Source organism: Streptomyces sp. NPDC058145, from assembly GCF_042884245.1.
In the GTDB taxonomy this organism is placed as follows: Bacteria; Actinomycetota; Actinomycetes; order Streptomycetales; family Streptomycetaceae; genus Streptomyces.
In genome coordinates this window covers 160,885-177,832 of record NZ_JBHVUH010000012.1, presented here as the reverse complement: position 1 = coordinate 177,832, position 16,948 = coordinate 160,885, and the positions used below count along the sequence as shown (strand labels likewise).

Below are 16,948 nucleotides of genomic sequence, written 5' to 3'. Positions count from 1 at the left end.
CGCGCTCTGACGGGGGACGGCGGCTTTCCCGGGATCGTACCGGTCGCAGGTCGCAACTGGGCAAGCCAGGAAGCCGAGTCGGCGGCTGAGGGGTATCGACGGGGTGTGATCTTCTTCTCGAAGAAAACACCCCGTTTCCGGACAATCAGCCCTGGAATCGATACTCTTCGAGCAGCCTGCGCCCGATGATCATTTTCTGGATCTCGGCGGTACCCTCACCGATCAGCAGCATCGGAGCCTCCCGGTAGAGGCGCTCGATCTCGTACTCCTTGGAGAAGCCGTAGCCGCCGTGGATCCGGAAGGCGTCCTCCACGACCTCCTTGCAGTACTCGGAGGCGAGGTACTTCGCCATCCCAGCCTCAAGGTCGTTTCGTTCCCCGGAGTCCTTTTTACGTGCCGCGTTGACCATCATGGCATGCGCGGCCTCGACCTTGGTAGCCATTTCGGCCAGCTTGAACTGGATGGCCTGGTGCTGGGCGATGGCCTTGCCGAAGGTGTGCCGCTGCTGGGCGTACCCGACGCCCAGCTCGAAGGCGCGCTGCGCCACGCCGCAGCCGCGGGCCGCCACGTTGACGCGGCCGACCTCCACTCCGTCCATCATTTGGTAAAAACCTCGGCCGGTGACGCCGCCGAGCACCCGATCGGCCGGAACGCGCAGGCCGTCCATGATCAGCTCGGTGGTGTCGACGCCCTTGTAGCCCATCTTGTCGATCTTGCCCGGGATGGTCAGGCCGGGGCGGACCTCACCGAAACCGGGCTCCTTCTCGACCAGGAAGGTCGTCATCGACTTGTGCGGGGCCGTGCCCTCGGGGTGACCTTCGTCACTTCGGACGAGAACGGCGACGAGGGAGGATGTTCCGCCGTTCGTCAGCCACATCTTCTGGCCGTTCAGGACGTACTCGTCGCCGTCCTTGACCGCCTTCGACGTGATCGCCGACACATCGGAGCCGAGGCCCGGCTCCGACATCGAGAAGGCGCCGCGGATGTCGCCGGCCGCCATGCGGGGCAGGAAGTGGTCCTTCTGCTCCTGCGTGCCGTGCTGCTTGAGCATGTACGCGACGATGAAGTGGGTGTTGATGATGCCGGACACCGACATCCAGCCGCGGGCGATCTCCTCCACGCACAGCGCGTACGTCAGGAGCGACTCGCCCAGGCCCCCGTACTCCTCGGGGATCATCAGACCGAAGAGGCCGAGTTCCTTCAGGCCGTCCACGATCGCTTGCGGGTACTCGTCGCGGTGCTCCAGCCCGGTGGCGACCGGGATGATCTCCTTGTCCACGAAGTCGCGGACGGTGGAGAGGATCTCCTGCTGGACGTCGGTCAGACCGGCGGTCTGGGCGAGGCGCGCCATGGCTACTTCTCCGTCTTTTCCGAAGGGGCGTTCAGCTCCGGGCGGCCGGGCTGCTCGCCGCCGCGCTCCTTGATGTACGTCTCGGTGGGCACCATGACCTTGCGGCGGAAGACGCACACCAGGGTGCCGTCCTGCTTGTAGCCCTTGGTCTCGACGTAGACGATGCCGCGGTCGTTCTTGGACTTCGACGGCCACTTGTCCAGCACGGTCGTCTGGCCGTAGATCGTGTCGCCGTGGAAGGTCGGCGCCACGTGCTTGAGCGACTCGATCTCCAGGTTGGCGATCGCCTTGCCGGAGACGTCCGGCACGGACATGCCGAGCAGGAGCGAGTAGATGTAGTTGCCCACCACGACGTTCTTGCCGAAGTCGGTCGTCTTCTCGGCGTAGTTGACGTCCATGTGGAGCGGGTGGTGGTTCATGGTGAGGAGACAGAACAGGTGGTCGTCGTACTCCGTGACCGTCTTGCCCGGCCAGTGCTTGTACGTCGCCCCGACCTCGAACTCCTCGTAGGTGCGTCCGAACTGCATCGCGCTCAGGCCTCCGGGATCTCGAACTTGCTGGTGCGCTGCATGCCGGCGGCGCGGCCCTTGCCGGAGACGACCAGGGCCATCTTGCGGCTGGCCTCGTCGATCATCTCGTCGCCGAGCATCGCGGAGCCCTTCTTGCCGCCCGCCTCGGACGTGTAGTAGTCGTACGCGTCCAGGATCAGCTCGGCGTGGTCGTAGTCGTCCTGGGAGGGCGAGAAGATCTCGTTGGACGCCTCGACCTGGCCCGGGTGCAGCACCCACTTGCCGTCGAAGCCGAGGGCGGCGGCGCGCTGGGCGACCTCGCGGTAGCCCTCCACGTTGCGGATCTGCAGGTAGGGGCCGTCGATCGCCTGGAGGTTGTTGGCGCGGGCGGCCATCAGGATCTTCATCAGGATGTAGTGGTAGGCGTCCGCCGGGTAGCCGGGCGGCTGCTCGCCCACGACGAGGGACTTCATGTTGATGGAGGCCATGAAGTCGGCCGGGCCGAAGATGATCGTCTCCACGCGCGGGGAGGCCTGCGCGATCTCGTTGACGTTGTTCAGGCCCTGGGCGTTCTCGATCTGCGCCTCGATACCGATCTTGCCGACCTCGAAGCCCATCGTCTTCTCGATCTGGGTCAGCAGCAGGTCCAGCGCCACGACCTGCTGGGCGCTCTGCACCTTCGGCAGCATGATGCAGTCGAGGTTCGGGCCGGCGCCCTCGACGACCGTGACGACGTCCCGGTACGTCCACTCGGTCGTCCAGTCGTTCACCCGCACGACACGGGTCTTGCCCGTCCAGTCGCCCTCGTTGAGGAACTTGACGATGGTGTGCCGCGCCTCGGGCTTGGCGAGCGGCGCGCACGCGTCCTCCAGGTCCAGGAAGACCTGGTCGGCGGGGAGGCCCTGGGCCTTCTCCAGGAAGCGCGGGTTGCTTCCCGGTACCGCCAGGCAGGAGCGGCGGGGGCGAAGGCGGTTGACGGTCGTCATGCGGGGACCTCCAGGGGGTCGAGCTTGTTCGCTTTCCGGATCTCGTCGGCGATGCGGCCGATGATCCCGGTGATGTCGAAGTCCTTCGGGGTGAACACCGCTGCCACACCGGCGGCCCGGAGCTCTTCGGCGTCACCGTTCGGGATGATGCCACCTGCGATCACCGGTATATCTGTGGCACCGGCCACACGCAGGCGCTCCAGCACGTCCGGCACGAGCTGCGCGTGCGAGCCGGACAGGATCGACAGGCCCACGGCGTGGACGTCCTCGGCCAGGGCGGCGTCCACGATCTGCTCGGGGGTGAGCCGGATGCCCTGGTAGACCACCTCGAAGCCGGCGTCGCGCGCGCGGACGGCGATCTGCTCTGCGCCGTTGGAGTGACCGTCCAGGCCGGGCTTGCCCACCAGGAAGCGCAGTTTGCCGACGCCCAGCTCGCGGGCGGTGGCGTCCACCTTGGCGCGGACCCCGGCCATGGCCGAGCCGGCCTCGGCGGTGACGGCCACCGGTGCGGAGGACACCCCGGTCGGCGCCCGGAACTCGCCGAACACCTCGCGCAGGGCGCCCGACCACTCGCCGGTCGTCACCCCGGCGCGGGCGCACTCCAGCGTGGCCTCCATCAGGTTGCCGGTGCCCTTGGCGGCCTCCTTCAGCCGGTCCAGCGCCTTGCAGGGGCGCGGGTGGTTGAAGGGCGGCTGGTAGCGGGTGTCCCGCCAGTTCTCCAGCGAGGCGACGACGCGCGCCTCGACCGCCGGGTCGACCGTCATGATCGCGGTGTCCAGGTCGGCCGTGAGCGGGTTCGGCTCGGTCGTCTCGAAGATGTTGACGCCGACGATCTTCTCCTGGCCGGACTCGATCCGCGCCCGCCGCTCGGCGTGCGAGGAGACGAGCTGCGCCTTGAGGTAGCCGGACTCGACGGCGGCCATCGCGCCGCCCATCTCCTGGATCCGGTCCATCTCGGCGAGGGACTCCTCCACCAGGGCGTTCACCTTCGCCTCGATGACGTGCGAGCCCTCGAAGATGTCCTCGTACTCCAGCAGGTCGCTCTCGTGGGCGAGCACCTGCTGGATGCGCAGGCTCCACTGCTGGTCCCACGGCCGGGGCAGGCCCAGGGCCTCGTTCCAGGCGGGGAGCTGCACGGCACGCGCGCGGGCGTCCTTGGAGAGGGTGACCGCCAGCATCTCGAGCACGATCCGCTGGACGTTGTTCTCCGGCTGCGCCTCGGTCAGGCCGAGCGAGTTGACCTGGACGCCGTAGCGGAAGCGGCGCTGCTTGGGGTTCTCGATGCCGTACCGCTCACGCGTCACCTTGTCCCAGATGCGGTTGAACGCCCGCATCTTGCACATCTCCTCGACGAAGCGGACGCCCGCGTTGACGAAGAAGGAGATGCGGGCCACCACGTCGCCCATGCGCTCCTGCGGCACCTGGCCGGAGTCGCGCACGGCGTCGAGCACGGCGATCGCGGTGGACATCGCGTACGCGATCTCCTGCACCGGCGTGGCCCCGGCCTCCTGCAGGTGGTAGCTGCAGATGTTGATCGGGTTCCACTTCGGGATGTGGGAGACCGTGTACGCGATCATGTCCGTCGTCAGGCGGAGCGAGGGCCCCGGCGGGAAGACGTGCGTCCCGCGGGACAGGTACTCCTTGACGATGTCGTTCTGGGTCGTGCCCTGGAGCTTGGTGATGTCCGCGCCCTGCTCCTCGGCGACGACCTGGTAGAGCGCCAGCAGCCACATGGCGGTGGCGTTGATCGTCATCGAGGTGTTCATCTGCTCCAGGGGGATGTCCTGGAACAGCCGGCGCATGTCACCGAGGTGCGAGACGGGCACGCCCACCCGGCCGACCTCGCCGCGGGCGAGGATGTGGTCGGGGTCGTAGCCGGTCTGGGTCGGCAGGTCGAACGCCACCGACAGTCCGGTCTGGCCCTTGGCGAGGTTGCGCCGGTACAGCTCGTTGGACGCCTCCGCCGTGGAGTGGCCGGCGTACGTGCGCATGAGCCACGGCCGGTCCTTCTGACGCTCAGTCATCTATGACCTCCGGGTCCTCAGATGTTCCGGAAGCGGTTGATGGCGTCGATGTGCTTGGCGCGCATCTCCTGGTCGCGCACGCCCAGGCCCTCCTCGGGGGCGAGGCACAGCACGCCGACCTTGCCCTGGTGCAGGTTGCGGTGCACGTCGTAGGCCGCCTGGCCGGTGTCCTCCAGGGAGTACACCTTCGACAGGGTCGGGTGGATCCTGCCCTTGGCGATGAGGCGGTTGGCCTCCCAGGCCTCGCGGTAGTTGGCGAAGTGCGAGCCGATGATCCGCTTGAGCGACATCCACAGGTACCGGTTGTCGTACTCGTGCATGTAGCCCGAGGTCGAGGCGCAGGTGGTGATGGTGCCGCCCTTGCGGGTGACGAACACGGAGGCGCCGAAGGTCTCGCGGCCGGGGTGCTCGAAGACGATGTCGATGTCCTCGCCGCCGGTGAGCTCACGGATGCGCTTGCCGAAGCGCTTCCACTCCTTCGGGTCCTGGGTGTTCTCGTCCTTCCAGAACTTGTAGCCCTCGGCGTTGCGGTCGATGATCGACTCGGCGCCCATGGAGCGGCAGATCTCGGCCTTCTGCTCGCTGGAGACGACGCAGATCGGGTTGGCGCCGCCGGCCAGTGCGAACTGGGTGGCGTAGGAGCCGAGGCCGCCGCTCGCGCCCCAGATGAGGACGTTGTCGCCCTGCTTCATGCCGGCGCCGTTGCGGGAGACGAGCTGGCGGTAGGCGGTGGAGTTCACCAGGCCCGGGGCCGCGGCCTCCTCCCAGCTCAGGTGGTCCGGCTTCGGCATCAGCTGGTTGGACTTCACCAGCGCGATCTCGGCGAGGCCGCCGAAGTTGGTCTCGAAGCCCCAGATGCGCTGCTCGGGGTCGAGCATCGTGTCGTTGTGGCCGTCCGAGGACTCCAGCTCGACGGACAGACAGTGGGCCACGACCTCGTCACCGGGCTTCCAGGCGTTGACGCCCGGGCCGGTGCGCAGGACGACGCCGGCGAGGTCGGAACCGATGATGTGGTACGGCAGGTCGTGGCGCTTGGCCAGCTCGTTGGTGCGGCCGTAGCGCTCCAGGAACCCGAAGGTGGACAGCGGCTCGAAGATCGAGGTCCACACCGAGTTGTAGTTGACCGAGGAGGCCATCACGGCCACCAGGGCCTCGCCCGGACCCAGTTCGGGCAGCGGCACGTCGTCCAGGTGGATCGACTTGCGCGGGTCCTTGTCACGGGTCTGCAGGCCCGCGAACATCTCCGTCTCGTCCTTGTGGACGGTGATCGCGCGGTACGACTCGGGGAGCGGCATGGCGGCGAAGTCGGCGGACGTGGCGTCCTTCGACTGGATCGCGTCCAGGATGTCCTTCACGGTCACGGTGTTGCCTCCGGCGGTGAGCGCCCTGAGGGAGGGGCGCTGGGGGATCGTCGGTGCTGCTGGGAGCTGCTGAGGGTTTTGAGGGTGTGCCGTCGGTTCGGCGGGGGTGGTGCTTCGGCAGCGCTTTGTGGCGCGGGAGGTTGCCTGTGACGCAGGCGTCCGGGCGCGCAGGCCGTCCGGCTTGCGGGGACAGCCGACGCACGAATGGTCTCTGCGCGCCGGCCGCCCGGACTCCCTTCAACGTATGACACCGCGTGTCATGCCGCAAGGCACTGAGTGCCAGAAGCTGCTCTCAGATGAAATCTTTACGTGACAAATGAGCGATGATCGATCGAACGGGCTCCGAAATCTCCTCGAAAAGGGCCCCTGACATGCCAAAACGGCCACCCCGAAGGGTGGCCGTCATCACAGGGCACGCAGTGCCTCAGCGCTCCTTGAGCGCCTCCTCGATGGTGCGCATGACCTCGTCGAGCGGGGCGTCGGTGCGGGCGACCGTCACCAGGACCTCGCCGTGCGCGGAGACCGTCGCCGGCGCCATGGTGGCCGCCTGCCCGGCCGCCGGGCCGCGTCCGGCGCCGATGCCGGTGCCGAACGTCTTGCGCACGATGGCGAAGGCGTGGTCGAGCTGTGCCTCCACGTCGCCCTGGCCGTCGGCCCGCAGCCAGCGCCTGAGGACGTGGTTGTGGGCGGTGACGACGGCGGAGGCGGCGACCTCGGCGAGCAGCGGGTCGTCGTTGGCGTCGTCGGCGTGCGCGTGCTCGTCGAAGTGGCCGAGCAGGTAACGGGTGAACAGGCGCTCGTAGCGGGCCACCGAGGCGATCTCGGCCTCCCGCAGGGTGGGCACCTCGCGCGTCAGCTTGTAGCGGGCGACCGAGATCTCCGGCCGGGCCGCGTACATCCTCATGACTTCCTTGATGCCGCGGCACACCGTGTCCAGCGGATGCTCGTGCGCCGGGGCGGCGTTGAGGACCGCCTCGGCACGGATGAGCGTGTCGTCGTGGTCCGGGAAGATCGCCTCTTCCTTGGAGCGGAAGTGGCGGAAGAAGGTGCGGCGTGCGACCCCGGCAGCGGCCGCGATCTCGTCGACGGTGGTCGCCTCGTACCCCTTGGTGGCGAACAGCTCCATCGCTGCGGCCGCCAGTTCTCGGCGCATTTTCAGCCGCTGGGCGGCGGCGCGACTGCCTGCGGCACTTTCCGGCGCGTCGGGCGTGGCTGGCGTACGTGAGGACTTGGCGGGCTGGGGCATGACCCGAACGTACTGCATGTGCGCAGCAGGATGCGCAGGTCCGGGGGATCCCCCGCCCGCGAGGGGCGGGGGCGTTCCCGCTGGGCCGAGCAGTCCGCCCCAGTCCTTCTCCGTCCGGGACCAGTCGCCGACGCCGTCAGCGGCGGGCATACTCGCGGAAGCCGCGGCCGGTCTTGCGGCCGAGGCAGCCCGCGGCCACCAAGTGCTCCAGCAGCGGCGCCGGGGCCAGGCCCGGGTCGCGGAACTCGCGGTGCAGCACCTTCTCGATCGCCAGCGAGACGTCGAGGCCGACCACGTCCAGCAGCTCGAACGGGCCCATCGGGTAGCCGCCGCCGAGCTTCATGGCCGCGTCGATGTCGTCCAGCGTCGCGTAGTGCTCCTGGACCATCTTGATCGCGTTGTTGAGGTACGGGAACAGCAGCGCGTTCACGATGAACCCGGCCCGGTCGCCGCAGTCGACGGCGTGCTTCCTGATCCGCCCGCAGACCTCGCGGACGGTGGCGTGCACGTCGTCGGCCGTCAGGACCGTGCGCACGACCTCGACCAGCTTCATCGCCGGGGCCGGGTTGAAGAAGTGCATGCCGATCACGTCCTGCGGGCGCGAGGTGGCGCGGGCGCAGGCGACGACGGGCAGCGAGGAGGTGGTGGTGGCCAGCACCGCGCCCGGCTTGCAGACCTTGTCCAGCGCCGCGAACAGCTGCCGCTTGACCTCCAGGTCCTCGGCGACCGCCTCGACCGCCAGGTCGACGTCGGCGAAGGCGTCGTAGGAGCCCGCCGGGGTGACCCGGCCCAGGGTCTCGGCGGCCGCCTCGGCGGTCATCCGCCCCTTGTCGACAGAGCGCGAAAGCGACTTGCCGATACGGGCCTTGGCCGTCCGCGCCTTCTCCTCGCTGCGGGCGGCGAGGACGACCTCGTAGCCGGCCTTGGCGAACACCTCGGCGATGCCGGAGGCCATGGTGCCCGAGCCCGCGACACCGACGGACCGGACCGGACGTCCCTCGGCCCCGGTGCCGCCGGCGGCCGGCGTCAGCGGGTCCGGCACGACCGTGGCGCTGCCCGGCGCCTCGTAGGTGTAGAAGCCGCGCCCGGACTTGCGGCCGGCCAGGCCCGCCTCGCTGAGCTGCTTGAGGATCGGGGCGGGGGCGTGCAGCCGGTCGCGGGACTCGGCGTACATGGCGTCCAGGACCGTACGCGCGGTGTCGATGCCGATCAGGTCCAGCAGGGCCAGGGGGCCCATGGGCAGGCCGCAGCCGAGCCGCATCGCGGCGTCGATGTCCTCACGGGAGGCGTACTTCGCCTCGTACATCGCGGCGGCCTGGTTGAGGTAGCCGAACAGCAGGCCGTCCGCGACGAACCCGGGGCGGTCGCCGACCGCGACCGGCTCCTTGCCCAGCTCGATCGCGAGGTCCGTGACCGCGGCGACCGCGGCCGGCGCGGTCAGCACCGAGGAGACGACCTCGACCAGCTTCATCGCCGGGGCCGGGTTGAAGAAGTGCAGGCCCAGCACCCGCTCGGGGCGTGCGGAGTCGGCGGCGAGACGGGTGACGGACAGCGCGTTGGTGCCGGTGGCCAGGATGGTCTCCGGGCGCACGATGCCGTCCAGCTCGCGGAAGACCTGGTGCTTGATCTCGTACGACTCCGGGACCACCTCGATGACCAGGTCGGCGTCGGCCGCCGCGCGCAGGTCGCAGGAGAGGCGGACCCGGGCCAGGACGCCGGCGCGGTCCTGCTCGGTCAGCCGGCCGCGCTCGACGGCGCGGGCGGTGGCGGCCTCCAGGGCGGCGAGCGCCCGCGAGGTCTGGGCCTCGGCGACGTCGATGCCGATCACCTCGCGGCCCGCCTTCGCGAGAACCTCGGTGATGCCGGTGCCCATGGTGCCGAGGCCGACGACGGCGATCGTCTTGAGCTGGGACAGAGGGGTGTCGGACAGGGGAGTGGCCATCGCGGGACTCCAGAAATGAGGGTGACGACTGGGAACGCGCCGGGTGCGCCCGAAGGCGCACACCGGGGCGGAAAGGAGTGCGGGTGTTGCCGGGCTGCTGGCGCACACGCCCGGTGCCGGCACCACGGGCGTGCACACGCCCGGGAGCGGCGGAATCCGACCGGCCCTGTCCCGGAGCCGGGTCGTACTGCGGTACCGAGGTACCGAACCGACCAGCGCACGACGGCTGCGTCACCAAACCGTCGTGAGCGAACAGCGAGTGGGTAACTCGCTCGTCTGAGCTTAACCGGCCAGTAACGAGCGCGCCAGCCCTGCGCCGTAGCCGACTTTGTGATGTAGCTCCCTGCGCACCGGCGACCGGCCTACGCTGGCCCCGTGGACGAAGAGTCGCGATCGCTCACGGAACGCCTAAGGCAGGAGTCGCACGGCTCGCCCGGTTACGAGCGGCTGCTGACGACCGGGGACCACGACGAACTGGCCGAGGTGCTCACCGCGCCCGGACAGCCGCTGTGGGCCCGGGAACTGGCCGCGTTCCGGCTGGGCCGGGCCGGCGACCGGCGCGCCTTCGAAGCGCTCGTGCTGCTGCTCAACCACCGCGACCCGCCCCGCTGCGCCTCCGCCGCCCACGCCCTCGCCCGGCTCGGCGACCCGCGTACGGCCCGCGCCGCGGCGGCCCTCGCCACCAACGAACTGCGCGTCGCCTACGCCCTGCAGCCGGTACGGCTCCTCGTCGAGCTGCGCGCCCCGGAGTCCGTACCCGCGCTGATCACCACCCTGGAGCGCCGGCTGCGCCCGCACGACCCCTACCGGCGGGTGGCCCTCGCCTGCGTGGACGGGCTCGGCACGCTCGGCGACGCCCGCGCCCGGCGGGTGCTGGGCGAGGCCCTCGCCCACCCGGCGCTCGCCGAGGCGGCGGTGCGGGCGCTGGCCCGCATCCCGCGCCAGGAACGGAAGTGACGCCGGGTCAGTCGCCCAGGGCCCGGGCGTAACGCACCTCGGGCACGAGCTCGCCGCCCGCCTCGAAGGGCTCCTCGGCGCCGTCCCACCGGAAGCCGGCCCGCTCGTAGAAGCGGCGGGCGCGCGTGTTCTCCTTCAGCACCCACAGGAACATGCGCGGATACCCGGCGCACCGCTCGACCGACTCCGCCAGCAGCGCCCGGCCCACCCCGGTGCCGAGATGGTCCGGGTCGAGATAGATGGCGTACAACTCGGCCTCCCCGGTGCGCACTTCACCGTCGCGGTACGGCCCGTACGCCGCCCAGCCGGCCATCTCGCCGCCCCGCTCGGCGACCAGGTTCACCACGGCGCCGTTCCCCTGCGCGAACCAGGCGCGCCGCCGCTCGGCGTCCCGCGCCACGCTGAGCGCGTCGAGATACGGCTGCGGCACGAGCCCACGGTAGGCGTGCTGCCAGCCCCGGACGCGGATCTCCGAGACACGGTCGCAGTCGTCGAGGGTCATCGGGCGGATGCGGAGGGAGGGGTCGTCCATGACCGCACCCTAAGGAGCCGCTCCGCCCGGCGCCCGTGAATATTCGCCGGCCCCGACCGGCGAGGTGCCGGCCGGCCGTCTTAACCGCGGAAGCCCAGCAACCTGTGCAGGTCCGCGCCGCGCGAGACGGTCGGGGCCGCCTTGTCCGCCGGGGGCTCGGGGTCCGGCGACCTCTCGCAGACCGCGTCGGCCGTACCGGCCGTGCCGCCCTGGCGCGGGAGCCCGCCGCCGGAGAGGTAGTCGGCCAGGTACCGGTCCAGGCACGCGTTGCCGCTGAGGCTGATGCCGTGGTTGCCGCCGCCCTCCTCGACCACCAGGCGGGAGCCGGCCAGCAGCCGGTGGGCCGTCACCCCGCCCGCGTACGGCGTCGCCGCGTCGTCGGTCGCCTGGAACAGCAGCGCAGGCGGCAGCTTCGTGTTGGCGACGTCCACCGGCCGCTGCGTCCCGGTCGGCCAGAACGCGCACGGTGCGTTGTACCAGGCGTTGTTCCAGGCCATGAAGGGCGCCTTCGCGTACACCCCCCAGGTCTCCGTCCGCCAGCGGTTCCAGTCGCGTGGCCAGGAGGCGTCACGGCACTGCACCGCCGCGTAGACGCTGTACCCGTTGTCGCCCGGGCCGTCCACGGCGCCGTAGTCCTGGTACGCCTTCACCAGCGGCCCCGTCCTGCCCTCGTTCGCGTAGGCGGCGAACGCCGCCGCGAGGTGCGGCCAGTAGCCGTTGTAGTAGCCGCCGGGGATGAAGGCATCCTCCAGTTCGGCGGCGCCCACCTTGCCGCCGGCCGGCTTCTTCGCCAGGGCCGCGCGCATCGCGTACCACTCGGCCTCGACCTTCGCGGGGTCCTTGCCGAGCCGGTACCTGGCGTCGTGCCGGGCGATCCAGGCCATCAGGGCGCGGTGGCGGGCGTCGAAGGCGTAGTCCTGGCCGACGTTGTCCTCGTGCCAGACGCCCGTCGGGTCCACGATCGAGTCCAGCACCAGGCGCCGTACCCGCTCGGGGTAGAGCTTGGCGTACACCGCGCCCAGATAGGTGCCGTACGAGTACCCGAAGTAGCTGATGCGCGGCGCGCCCAGGGCCCGGCGGACGGCGTCCATGTCACGGACGGCGTCGATGGTGTCGATGTACGGCAGCACGTCCGCGTACTTGCGGCCGCAGGCGGCGGCGAAGGACCGGGCACGCTCGAGGTTCGTCCGCTCCAGCGCCGGTGTGGCGGGCACGGTGTCGGGCCGCACCGGCGCGAAGCGGCCGGCCGAGCAGTCCAGCGCGGGCGTGCTCTTCCCGACGCCCCGCGGGTCGAAGCCGATGACGTCGTACTGGGCCGCCACCGACCTGGGCAGTGCCGACGCGACGTAGCCGGCGAGCTTCAGGCCGCTGCCGCCGGGGCCGCCGGGGTTGACCAGCAGCGGGCCCTGGGAGGTCGGGGCGGTGTGCGGGACGCGGGACAGGGCGAGCGTGATCTGCCGGCCGGACGGCCGCGCGTGGTCCAGCGGCACCTGCAGTGACGCGCACTGCAGGGCCGGGTAGTCGTCGGTGCCGCACTTCTTCCAGGTGAGCTTCGGCGCCGGAGCGGTGGGGGCCGCCTGCGCGGGGACGGCCGTGACCGAGCCCGCCACCATGGCGGCGGCTGCGCACAGCACGGCTGCGCGTGTCCTCATGGGTCCTCCCGGGACGGAGGGTGACGCGAACCGTGTGATCACGGTCCTCGCCGGATCGTCCCGAAATCGGTGCCCCGCAGAACCCGTTCTGTCGATACTTGACCCAATTGGGTCGAGGGATGCCCTCCAACGCTCTCAGAGGAGGGTGAGCTGGGTCGGCTCCGAAGGGGCGGGTGCCTCGGCGGCCCCGGCCGGGCGGATCCGCCGGGCCGCTCCCGCGCGCGTGGGGCCGATGCCGTACTCCTGGGCCAGTTCGTGCACCTGGCGGGTGATGCGGCGCTGGTACCACTTGGGCGCGTAGGCGCCCTCCGCGTACAGCCGCTCGTAGCGGCGCACCAGGTGCGGGTGGTGCTGCCCGAGCCAGGCCATGAACCACTCCCGCGCGCCCGGCCGCAGATGCAGCACCAGGGGCGTGACCGAGGTTGCCCCGGCCGCCGCGATCGCCCGCACCGTCTCCCGGAGCTGGGCCGGGTGGTCGCTCAGGAAGGGGATGACCGGCGCCATCAGTACCCCGCAGCCGATGCCGTGCTCGCCGAGGACGCGGACCACGTCCAGCCGGCGTTCGGGCGCGGGCGTGCCCGGCTCCACGGTGCGCCACAGCCCGGTGTCCGTGAAGCCCACCGAGACCGAGATGCCCACGTCCGTCACCCGGGCCGCCCGGGTCAGCAGCTCCAGGTCGCGCAGGATCAGGGTGCCCTTGGTCAGGATCGAGAACGGGTTCGCGTGCTCGGTGAGGGCCGAGATGATGCCCGGCATCAGCCGGTAGCGGCCCTCGGCGCGCTGGTAGCAGTCGACGTTGGTGCCCATCGCCACGTGGTCGCCCTGCCAGCGGCGCGAGGCGAGCTGACGGCGCAGCAGCTCGGGAGCGTTCACCTTCACCACGATCTGGGTGTCGAAGTCGATGCCCGTGTCGAGGTCCAGGTAGCCGTGCGTCTTGCGGGCGAAGCAGTACACGCACGCGTGCGTGCAGCCGCGGTACGGGTTCACCGTCCACTCGAACGGCATCCGGGACGCGCCCGGCACCCGGTTGAGGATCGAACGCGCCCGGACCTCGTGGAACGTGATCCCCCGGAACTCGGGCGTGTCGAAGGTGCGGGTGGTCACGGCGTCCGCGCCGAACAGGGCGGGGTCGGCCCGGCGGTGTTCGGGCTCGCCTGTGAGGTTCTCCCAGCGCATGACGCCTCCTCGGTAGCACTGCCGCACAGAATAGAACATCTGTTCCCGTGATCGTGCGACCCCGATTTGGGCGGCCGGGCACCGGGGTGGTTGGCTTGCTCCCACTTCGAGAAAACTGGTCCTGGAGGAACGCAATGGCGCAGGTCGAGGCCACTACGGAGCGGGTCGTCGCGGCGGACGCGGAGAAGGTGTTCGACGCCCTCGCCGACTACAGCGGCACACGGCAGCGGCTGCTGCCCGAGCACTTCAGCGAGTACGAGGTGCGCGAGGGCGGTGACGGCGAGGGCACCCTCGTGCACTGGAAGCTGCAGGCCACCAGCAAGCGGGTGCGCGACTGCCTGCTGGAGGTCAGCGAGCCCACCGACGGCGAGCTGGTCGAGAAGGACCGCAACTCCTCCATGGTCACCACCTGGCGCGTCACCCCCGCCGGCGAGGGCGGCTCCAGGGTCGTCGTCACCACCAACTGGCAGGGCGCCGGCGGCATCGGCGGCTTCTTCGAGCGGACCTTCGCACCCAAGGGCCTCGGCCGGATCTACGACGCGATCCTCGCCAACCTGGCGCGCGAGGTCGAGAAGTGACCGGGCGCGCCAAGTGACTGGGTGCGTCCGCGGCTGACCCCAAACGCCGTCCGGCGGCGGGGTGTTGTGCCCCTCACCGGTTCGAGTGGATTCGCATCCCGTCCGAGCTTGTGCCGTAACTCGCCGTACTTGTCCGCAGTTGTCGTCTTGCGCGGGAATTGTGTGACAGGTGCGACGAGGGGAGCGGTACGTGGGTGGGACGACTCTGGTCCGGGACGAACCGGTCACGGCACCCCCCGGGACACCCGCGCCCCCAGCGCCCGAGACCGCCGAACTCGGCGCCCGACGGGTGCGGTTGATCTTCCTCGGGCTGATGCTGGCGCTGCTGCTCGCCGCGCTGGAGCAGATGATCGTCGCCACCGCGCTGCCGAAGATCGTCGGTGAGCTGCACGGCCTGGACAAGATGTCCTGGGCGATCACCGCCTATCTGCTCACCGCCACCATCGGCCTGCCGCTGTACGGCAAGCTCGGCGACCTCTTCGGCCGCAAGGGCGTCTTCCAGTTCGCGATCCTGGTCTTCGTGGCCGGTTCCGCGCTCGCCGGGCGGGCGCAGAGCATGGACCAGCTGATCGCCTTCCGCGCCGTCCAGGGCGTCGGCGCGGGCGGACTGATGATCGGGGTGCAGGCGATCATCGCCGACATCGTGCCGCCACGGCAGCGCGGCCGCTACATGGGCCTGATCGGCGCCGCGTTCGGCGTCGCCTCCGTCGCCGGTCCGCTGCTCGGCGGCTACTTCACCGACCATCTGTCCTGGCGCTGGTGCTTCTACATCAACGTCCCCTTCGGCCTGCTCACCCTCGCCGTGGTCACCGCCGTCCTCAAACTCCCCAGGCCCCGCGTCCGTGCCCGTCTCGACGTGCCCGGCGCGCTGCTGCTGGCCGCCGCCTCCACCTGCCTGGTGCTGCTCACGAGCTGGGGCGGCACCGAGTACGCCTGGGGCTCACGGGAGATCCTCGGCCTCGGCGCGGGCGCCCTGGCCGCCACGGTCCTCTTCCTCGTCGCCGAGCACTTCGCCGCCGAACCCCTCATCCCGCTGCGCCTGTTCCGGGACTCCGTCTTCAACGTCACCGGCCTGGTCGGCCTGGTGATCGGCGTCGCGCTGTTCGGCGCCGCCAGCTATCTGCCGACCTTCCTGCAGATGGTCGACGGGGCCAGCGCCACCGAGTCCGGGCTGCTGATGCTGCCCATGATGGCCGGCATCGTCGGCGCCTCGATCATCGGCGGGCAGCTCATCAGCCACACCGGGCGGTACAAGCTCTATCCCGTCCTCGGCGGCGCCCTGTCCGCCGTCGGCATGTGGCTGCTGTCCCGGCTCGAGGTGGACACGCCCCGGCTGTACTACAGCGTCTGGATGGCCGTCCTCGGCGCCGGCATCGGCCTGGTGATGCCGGTCCTGGTCCTCGCCGTGCAGAACTCCGTGCGCCCCGCCGACCTCGGCACCGCCACCAGCGCCAACAACTACTTCCGGCAGATCGGCGGCAGCGTCGGCGCCGCCGTCTTCGGCACGCTCTTCGCCGGCCGGCTCACCGACGCCCTGCGGCGCGAACTGCCGCCGCGCGCGGGCGCCGGGCTGCCCGACCCCGAGTCCCTGACCCCGCAGCTCGTACACGCGCTGCCACCGGCGCTGCGCGACGCCTACATCCGCGCCTACGCCGACGCGATGCCCCGGATCTTCCTCTACCTCGTCCCGGTGCTCGTCCTCGGCCTGCTCATCGCCATCTTCCTCAAGGAGAAACCGCTGGTGTCCCACAACGCCGCCGAAACCGGGCCCGTGTCCCCGACCACCCCCATCCCGCAGGCCCGCCACCAGCCCCCGGCCGGGGCGTCCCGCTCGCCGTACGCCGCCGGAGTCCCCGTCTGCGGCACGGTGCAGCATCCCGACGGGACCGTGGTGCCCCGCGCGGCGCTCACCCTCATCGACATCGCCGGACAGCAGATCGGGCGCGGCGCGAGCGGCGACGACGGGCGCTACGCGCTCGCCACGCCCGGCGTCGGCTCGTACGTGCTGATCGCCGCGGCCGGCGGCCACCAGCCGCAGGCCGTCTCCGTCACCGTCGGGGAGCGGCCCGTCGAACTCGACGTCGTCCTCGGCGGCGCCGGACGCCTCGCCGGCAGCGTGCTCACCGCCGACGGCAGCCCCGTCCGGGACGCCACCGTCACCCTCACCAACGTGCACGGCGAGGTCGTCGCCAGCACCCGCAGCGGCCGTGAGGGCGGTTACGACATCACCGAGCTGGTGGCGGGCGAGTACACCCTCGCCGCCAGCGCCCCCGCCTTCCGGCCCGCCGCGCTCCCGGTCACCGTGCAGGCCGCCCGGGAGACCCGGCAGGACGTCGAACTCGCGGGCGGCGCCGTGCTGCGGGGCACCGTCCGGGCGAGCGGCGGCCGTCCGGTGGAGGACGCCCGCGTCACGCTCCTGGACGCCGCCGGGAACGTCGTGGACACCCTCACCACCGGAGCCGACGGGGCGTTCCGGTTCGTGGACCTGTCCTCCGGCGAGTACACGGTCATCGCCGCAGGTTACCCACCGGTCGCAACCGTCCTGCAGGTCGCCGGCGGCGGCCGCACGGAGCGCGATCTGCAACTCGGCCACGAGGACTGACGGGGGGCGCCCGCAGGGCGCTGAGCTGCGCG

Annotated in this window: 13 protein-coding genes; 3 read left to right on the top strand and 10 right to left on the bottom strand. The window is 70.8% G+C overall.

The window, feature by feature from the left end:
• Positions 1-145 precede the first annotated feature (145 nt).
• The 7 genes from ACFVVO_RS26915 to ACFVVO_RS26885 all read right to left on the bottom strand — a co-directional run bounded on the left by ACFVVO_RS26915 (position 146) and on the right by ACFVVO_RS26885 (position 9,419).
• The gene (locus ACFVVO_RS26915) at positions 146-1,351 is read right to left on the bottom strand and encodes an acyl-CoA dehydrogenase family protein (RefSeq protein WP_390058166.1); all 1,206 of its coding nucleotides are present in this window, start codon (positions 1,349-1,351) and stop codon (positions 146-148) included.
• Between the two features lie 2 nt (positions 1,352-1,353).
• Positions 1,354-1,878 carry a MaoC family dehydratase gene (locus ACFVVO_RS26910; RefSeq protein WP_390058165.1) on the bottom strand — a complete coding sequence of 175 codons (525 nt, stop codon included), beginning with the start codon at positions 1,876-1,878 and terminating at the stop codon, positions 1,354-1,356.
• A 5-nt stretch (positions 1,879-1,883) separates the two neighbouring features.
• Entirely contained in the window at positions 1,884-2,846 is a 963-nt protein-coding gene (locus ACFVVO_RS26905) for an HpcH/HpaI aldolase/citrate lyase family protein (RefSeq protein WP_390058164.1), read from the bottom strand.
• Positions 2,843-4,870 carry a protein meaA gene (locus ACFVVO_RS26900; protein ID WP_390058163.1) on the bottom strand — a complete coding sequence of 676 codons (2,028 nt, stop codon included), beginning with the start codon at positions 4,868-4,870 and terminating at the stop codon, positions 2,843-2,845. Before ACFVVO_RS26900 ends, ACFVVO_RS26905 begins: the two co-directional genes overlap by 4 nt.
• Before the next feature lie 17 nt (positions 4,871-4,887).
• The gene (gene ccrA / locus ACFVVO_RS26895; protein ID WP_390058280.1) at positions 4,888-6,225 is read right to left on the bottom strand and encodes a crotonyl-CoA carboxylase/reductase; all 1,338 of its coding nucleotides are present in this window, start codon (positions 6,223-6,225) and stop codon (positions 4,888-4,890) included.
• Between the two features lie 430 nt (positions 6,226-6,655).
• Entirely contained in the window at positions 6,656-7,477 is an 822-nt protein-coding gene (locus tag ACFVVO_RS26890) for a TetR family transcriptional regulator (protein WP_390058162.1), read from the bottom strand.
• 136 nt (positions 7,478-7,613) lie between these two features.
• Positions 7,614-9,419, bottom strand: coding sequence for a 3-hydroxyacyl-CoA dehydrogenase family protein (locus ACFVVO_RS26885; RefSeq protein ID WP_390058161.1), 1,806 nt, complete (start codon positions 9,417-9,419; stop codon positions 7,614-7,616).
• A 375-nt stretch (positions 9,420-9,794) separates the two neighbouring features.
• Between ACFVVO_RS26885 and ACFVVO_RS26880 the strand changes: the two genes are divergently transcribed.
• Complete coding sequence (locus tag ACFVVO_RS26880) at positions 9,795-10,376, top strand: adenylosuccinate lyase (protein WP_390058160.1); 582 nt, start codon at positions 9,795-9,797, stop codon at positions 10,374-10,376.
• Between the two features lie 7 nt (positions 10,377-10,383).
• Here ACFVVO_RS26880 and ACFVVO_RS26875 read toward each other — a convergent pair whose 3' ends face one another.
• The 3 genes from ACFVVO_RS26875 to ACFVVO_RS26865 form a co-directional block, all read right to left on the bottom strand.
• Positions 10,384-10,908: a GNAT family N-acetyltransferase gene (locus tag ACFVVO_RS26875; protein WP_390058159.1), complete on the bottom strand. Its 525-nt coding sequence runs from the start codon at positions 10,906-10,908 to the stop codon at positions 10,384-10,386.
• Positions 10,909-10,988: 80 nt separating this feature from the next.
• Positions 10,989-12,560: an alpha/beta hydrolase gene (locus tag ACFVVO_RS26870; protein ID WP_390058158.1), complete on the bottom strand. Its 1,572-nt coding sequence runs from the start codon at positions 12,558-12,560 to the stop codon at positions 10,989-10,991.
• 135 nt (positions 12,561-12,695) lie between these two features.
• Complete coding sequence (locus ACFVVO_RS26865; protein WP_390058157.1) at positions 12,696-13,736, bottom strand: Rv2578c family radical SAM protein; 1,041 nt, start codon at positions 13,734-13,736, stop codon at positions 12,696-12,698.
• A 134-nt stretch (positions 13,737-13,870) separates the two neighbouring features.
• On the opposite strand from ACFVVO_RS26865, the gene ACFVVO_RS26860 reads away from it, so the two are divergent.
• Positions 13,871-14,314, top strand: a complete 444-nt coding sequence (locus ACFVVO_RS26860; protein WP_390058156.1) for an SRPBCC family protein — start codon at positions 13,871-13,873, stop codon at positions 14,312-14,314.
• A gap of 190 nt (positions 14,315-14,504) precedes the next feature.
• Complete coding sequence (locus ACFVVO_RS26855) at positions 14,505-16,916, top strand: MFS transporter (RefSeq protein ID WP_390058155.1); 2,412 nt, start codon at positions 14,505-14,507, stop codon at positions 16,914-16,916.
• Positions 16,917-16,948 lie beyond the last annotated feature (32 nt).

What these genes read in the sequence shown, in the direction of transcription:
- ACFVVO_RS26915 (WP_390058166.1), bottom strand. Translation starts at nt 1,351, where the DNA reads ATGGCGCGCCTCGCCCAGACCGCCGGTCTGACCGACGTCCAGCAGGAG.
- ACFVVO_RS26910 (WP_390058165.1), bottom strand. Translation starts at nt 1,878, where the DNA reads ATGCAGTTCGGACGCACCTACGAGGAGTTCGAGGTCGGGGCGACGTAC.
- ACFVVO_RS26905 (WP_390058164.1), bottom strand. Translation starts at nt 2,846, where the DNA reads ATGACGACCGTCAACCGCCTTCGCCCCCGCCGCTCCTGCCTGGCGGTA.
- ACFVVO_RS26900 (WP_390058163.1), bottom strand. Translation starts at nt 4,870, where the DNA reads ATGACTGAGCGTCAGAAGGACCGGCCGTGGCTCATGCGCACGTACGCC.
- ACFVVO_RS26890 (WP_390058162.1), bottom strand. Translation starts at nt 7,477, where the DNA reads ATGCCCCAGCCCGCCAAGTCCTCACGTACGCCAGCCACGCCCGACGCG.
- ACFVVO_RS26885 (WP_390058161.1), bottom strand. Translation starts at nt 9,419, where the DNA reads ATGGCCACTCCCCTGTCCGACACCCCTCTGTCCCAGCTCAAGACGATC.
- ACFVVO_RS26875 (WP_390058159.1), bottom strand. Translation starts at nt 10,908, where the DNA reads ATGGACGACCCCTCCCTCCGCATCCGCCCGATGACCCTCGACGACTGC.
- ACFVVO_RS26870 (WP_390058158.1), bottom strand. Translation starts at nt 12,560, where the DNA reads ATGAGGACACGCGCAGCCGTGCTGTGCGCAGCCGCCGCCATGGTGGCG.
- ACFVVO_RS26865 (WP_390058157.1), bottom strand. Translation starts at nt 13,736, where the DNA reads ATGCGCTGGGAGAACCTCACAGGCGAGCCCGAACACCGCCGGGCCGAC.
- ACFVVO_RS26860 (WP_390058156.1), top strand. Translation starts at nt 13,871, where the DNA reads ATGGCGCAGGTCGAGGCCACTACGGAGCGGGTCGTCGCGGCGGACGCG.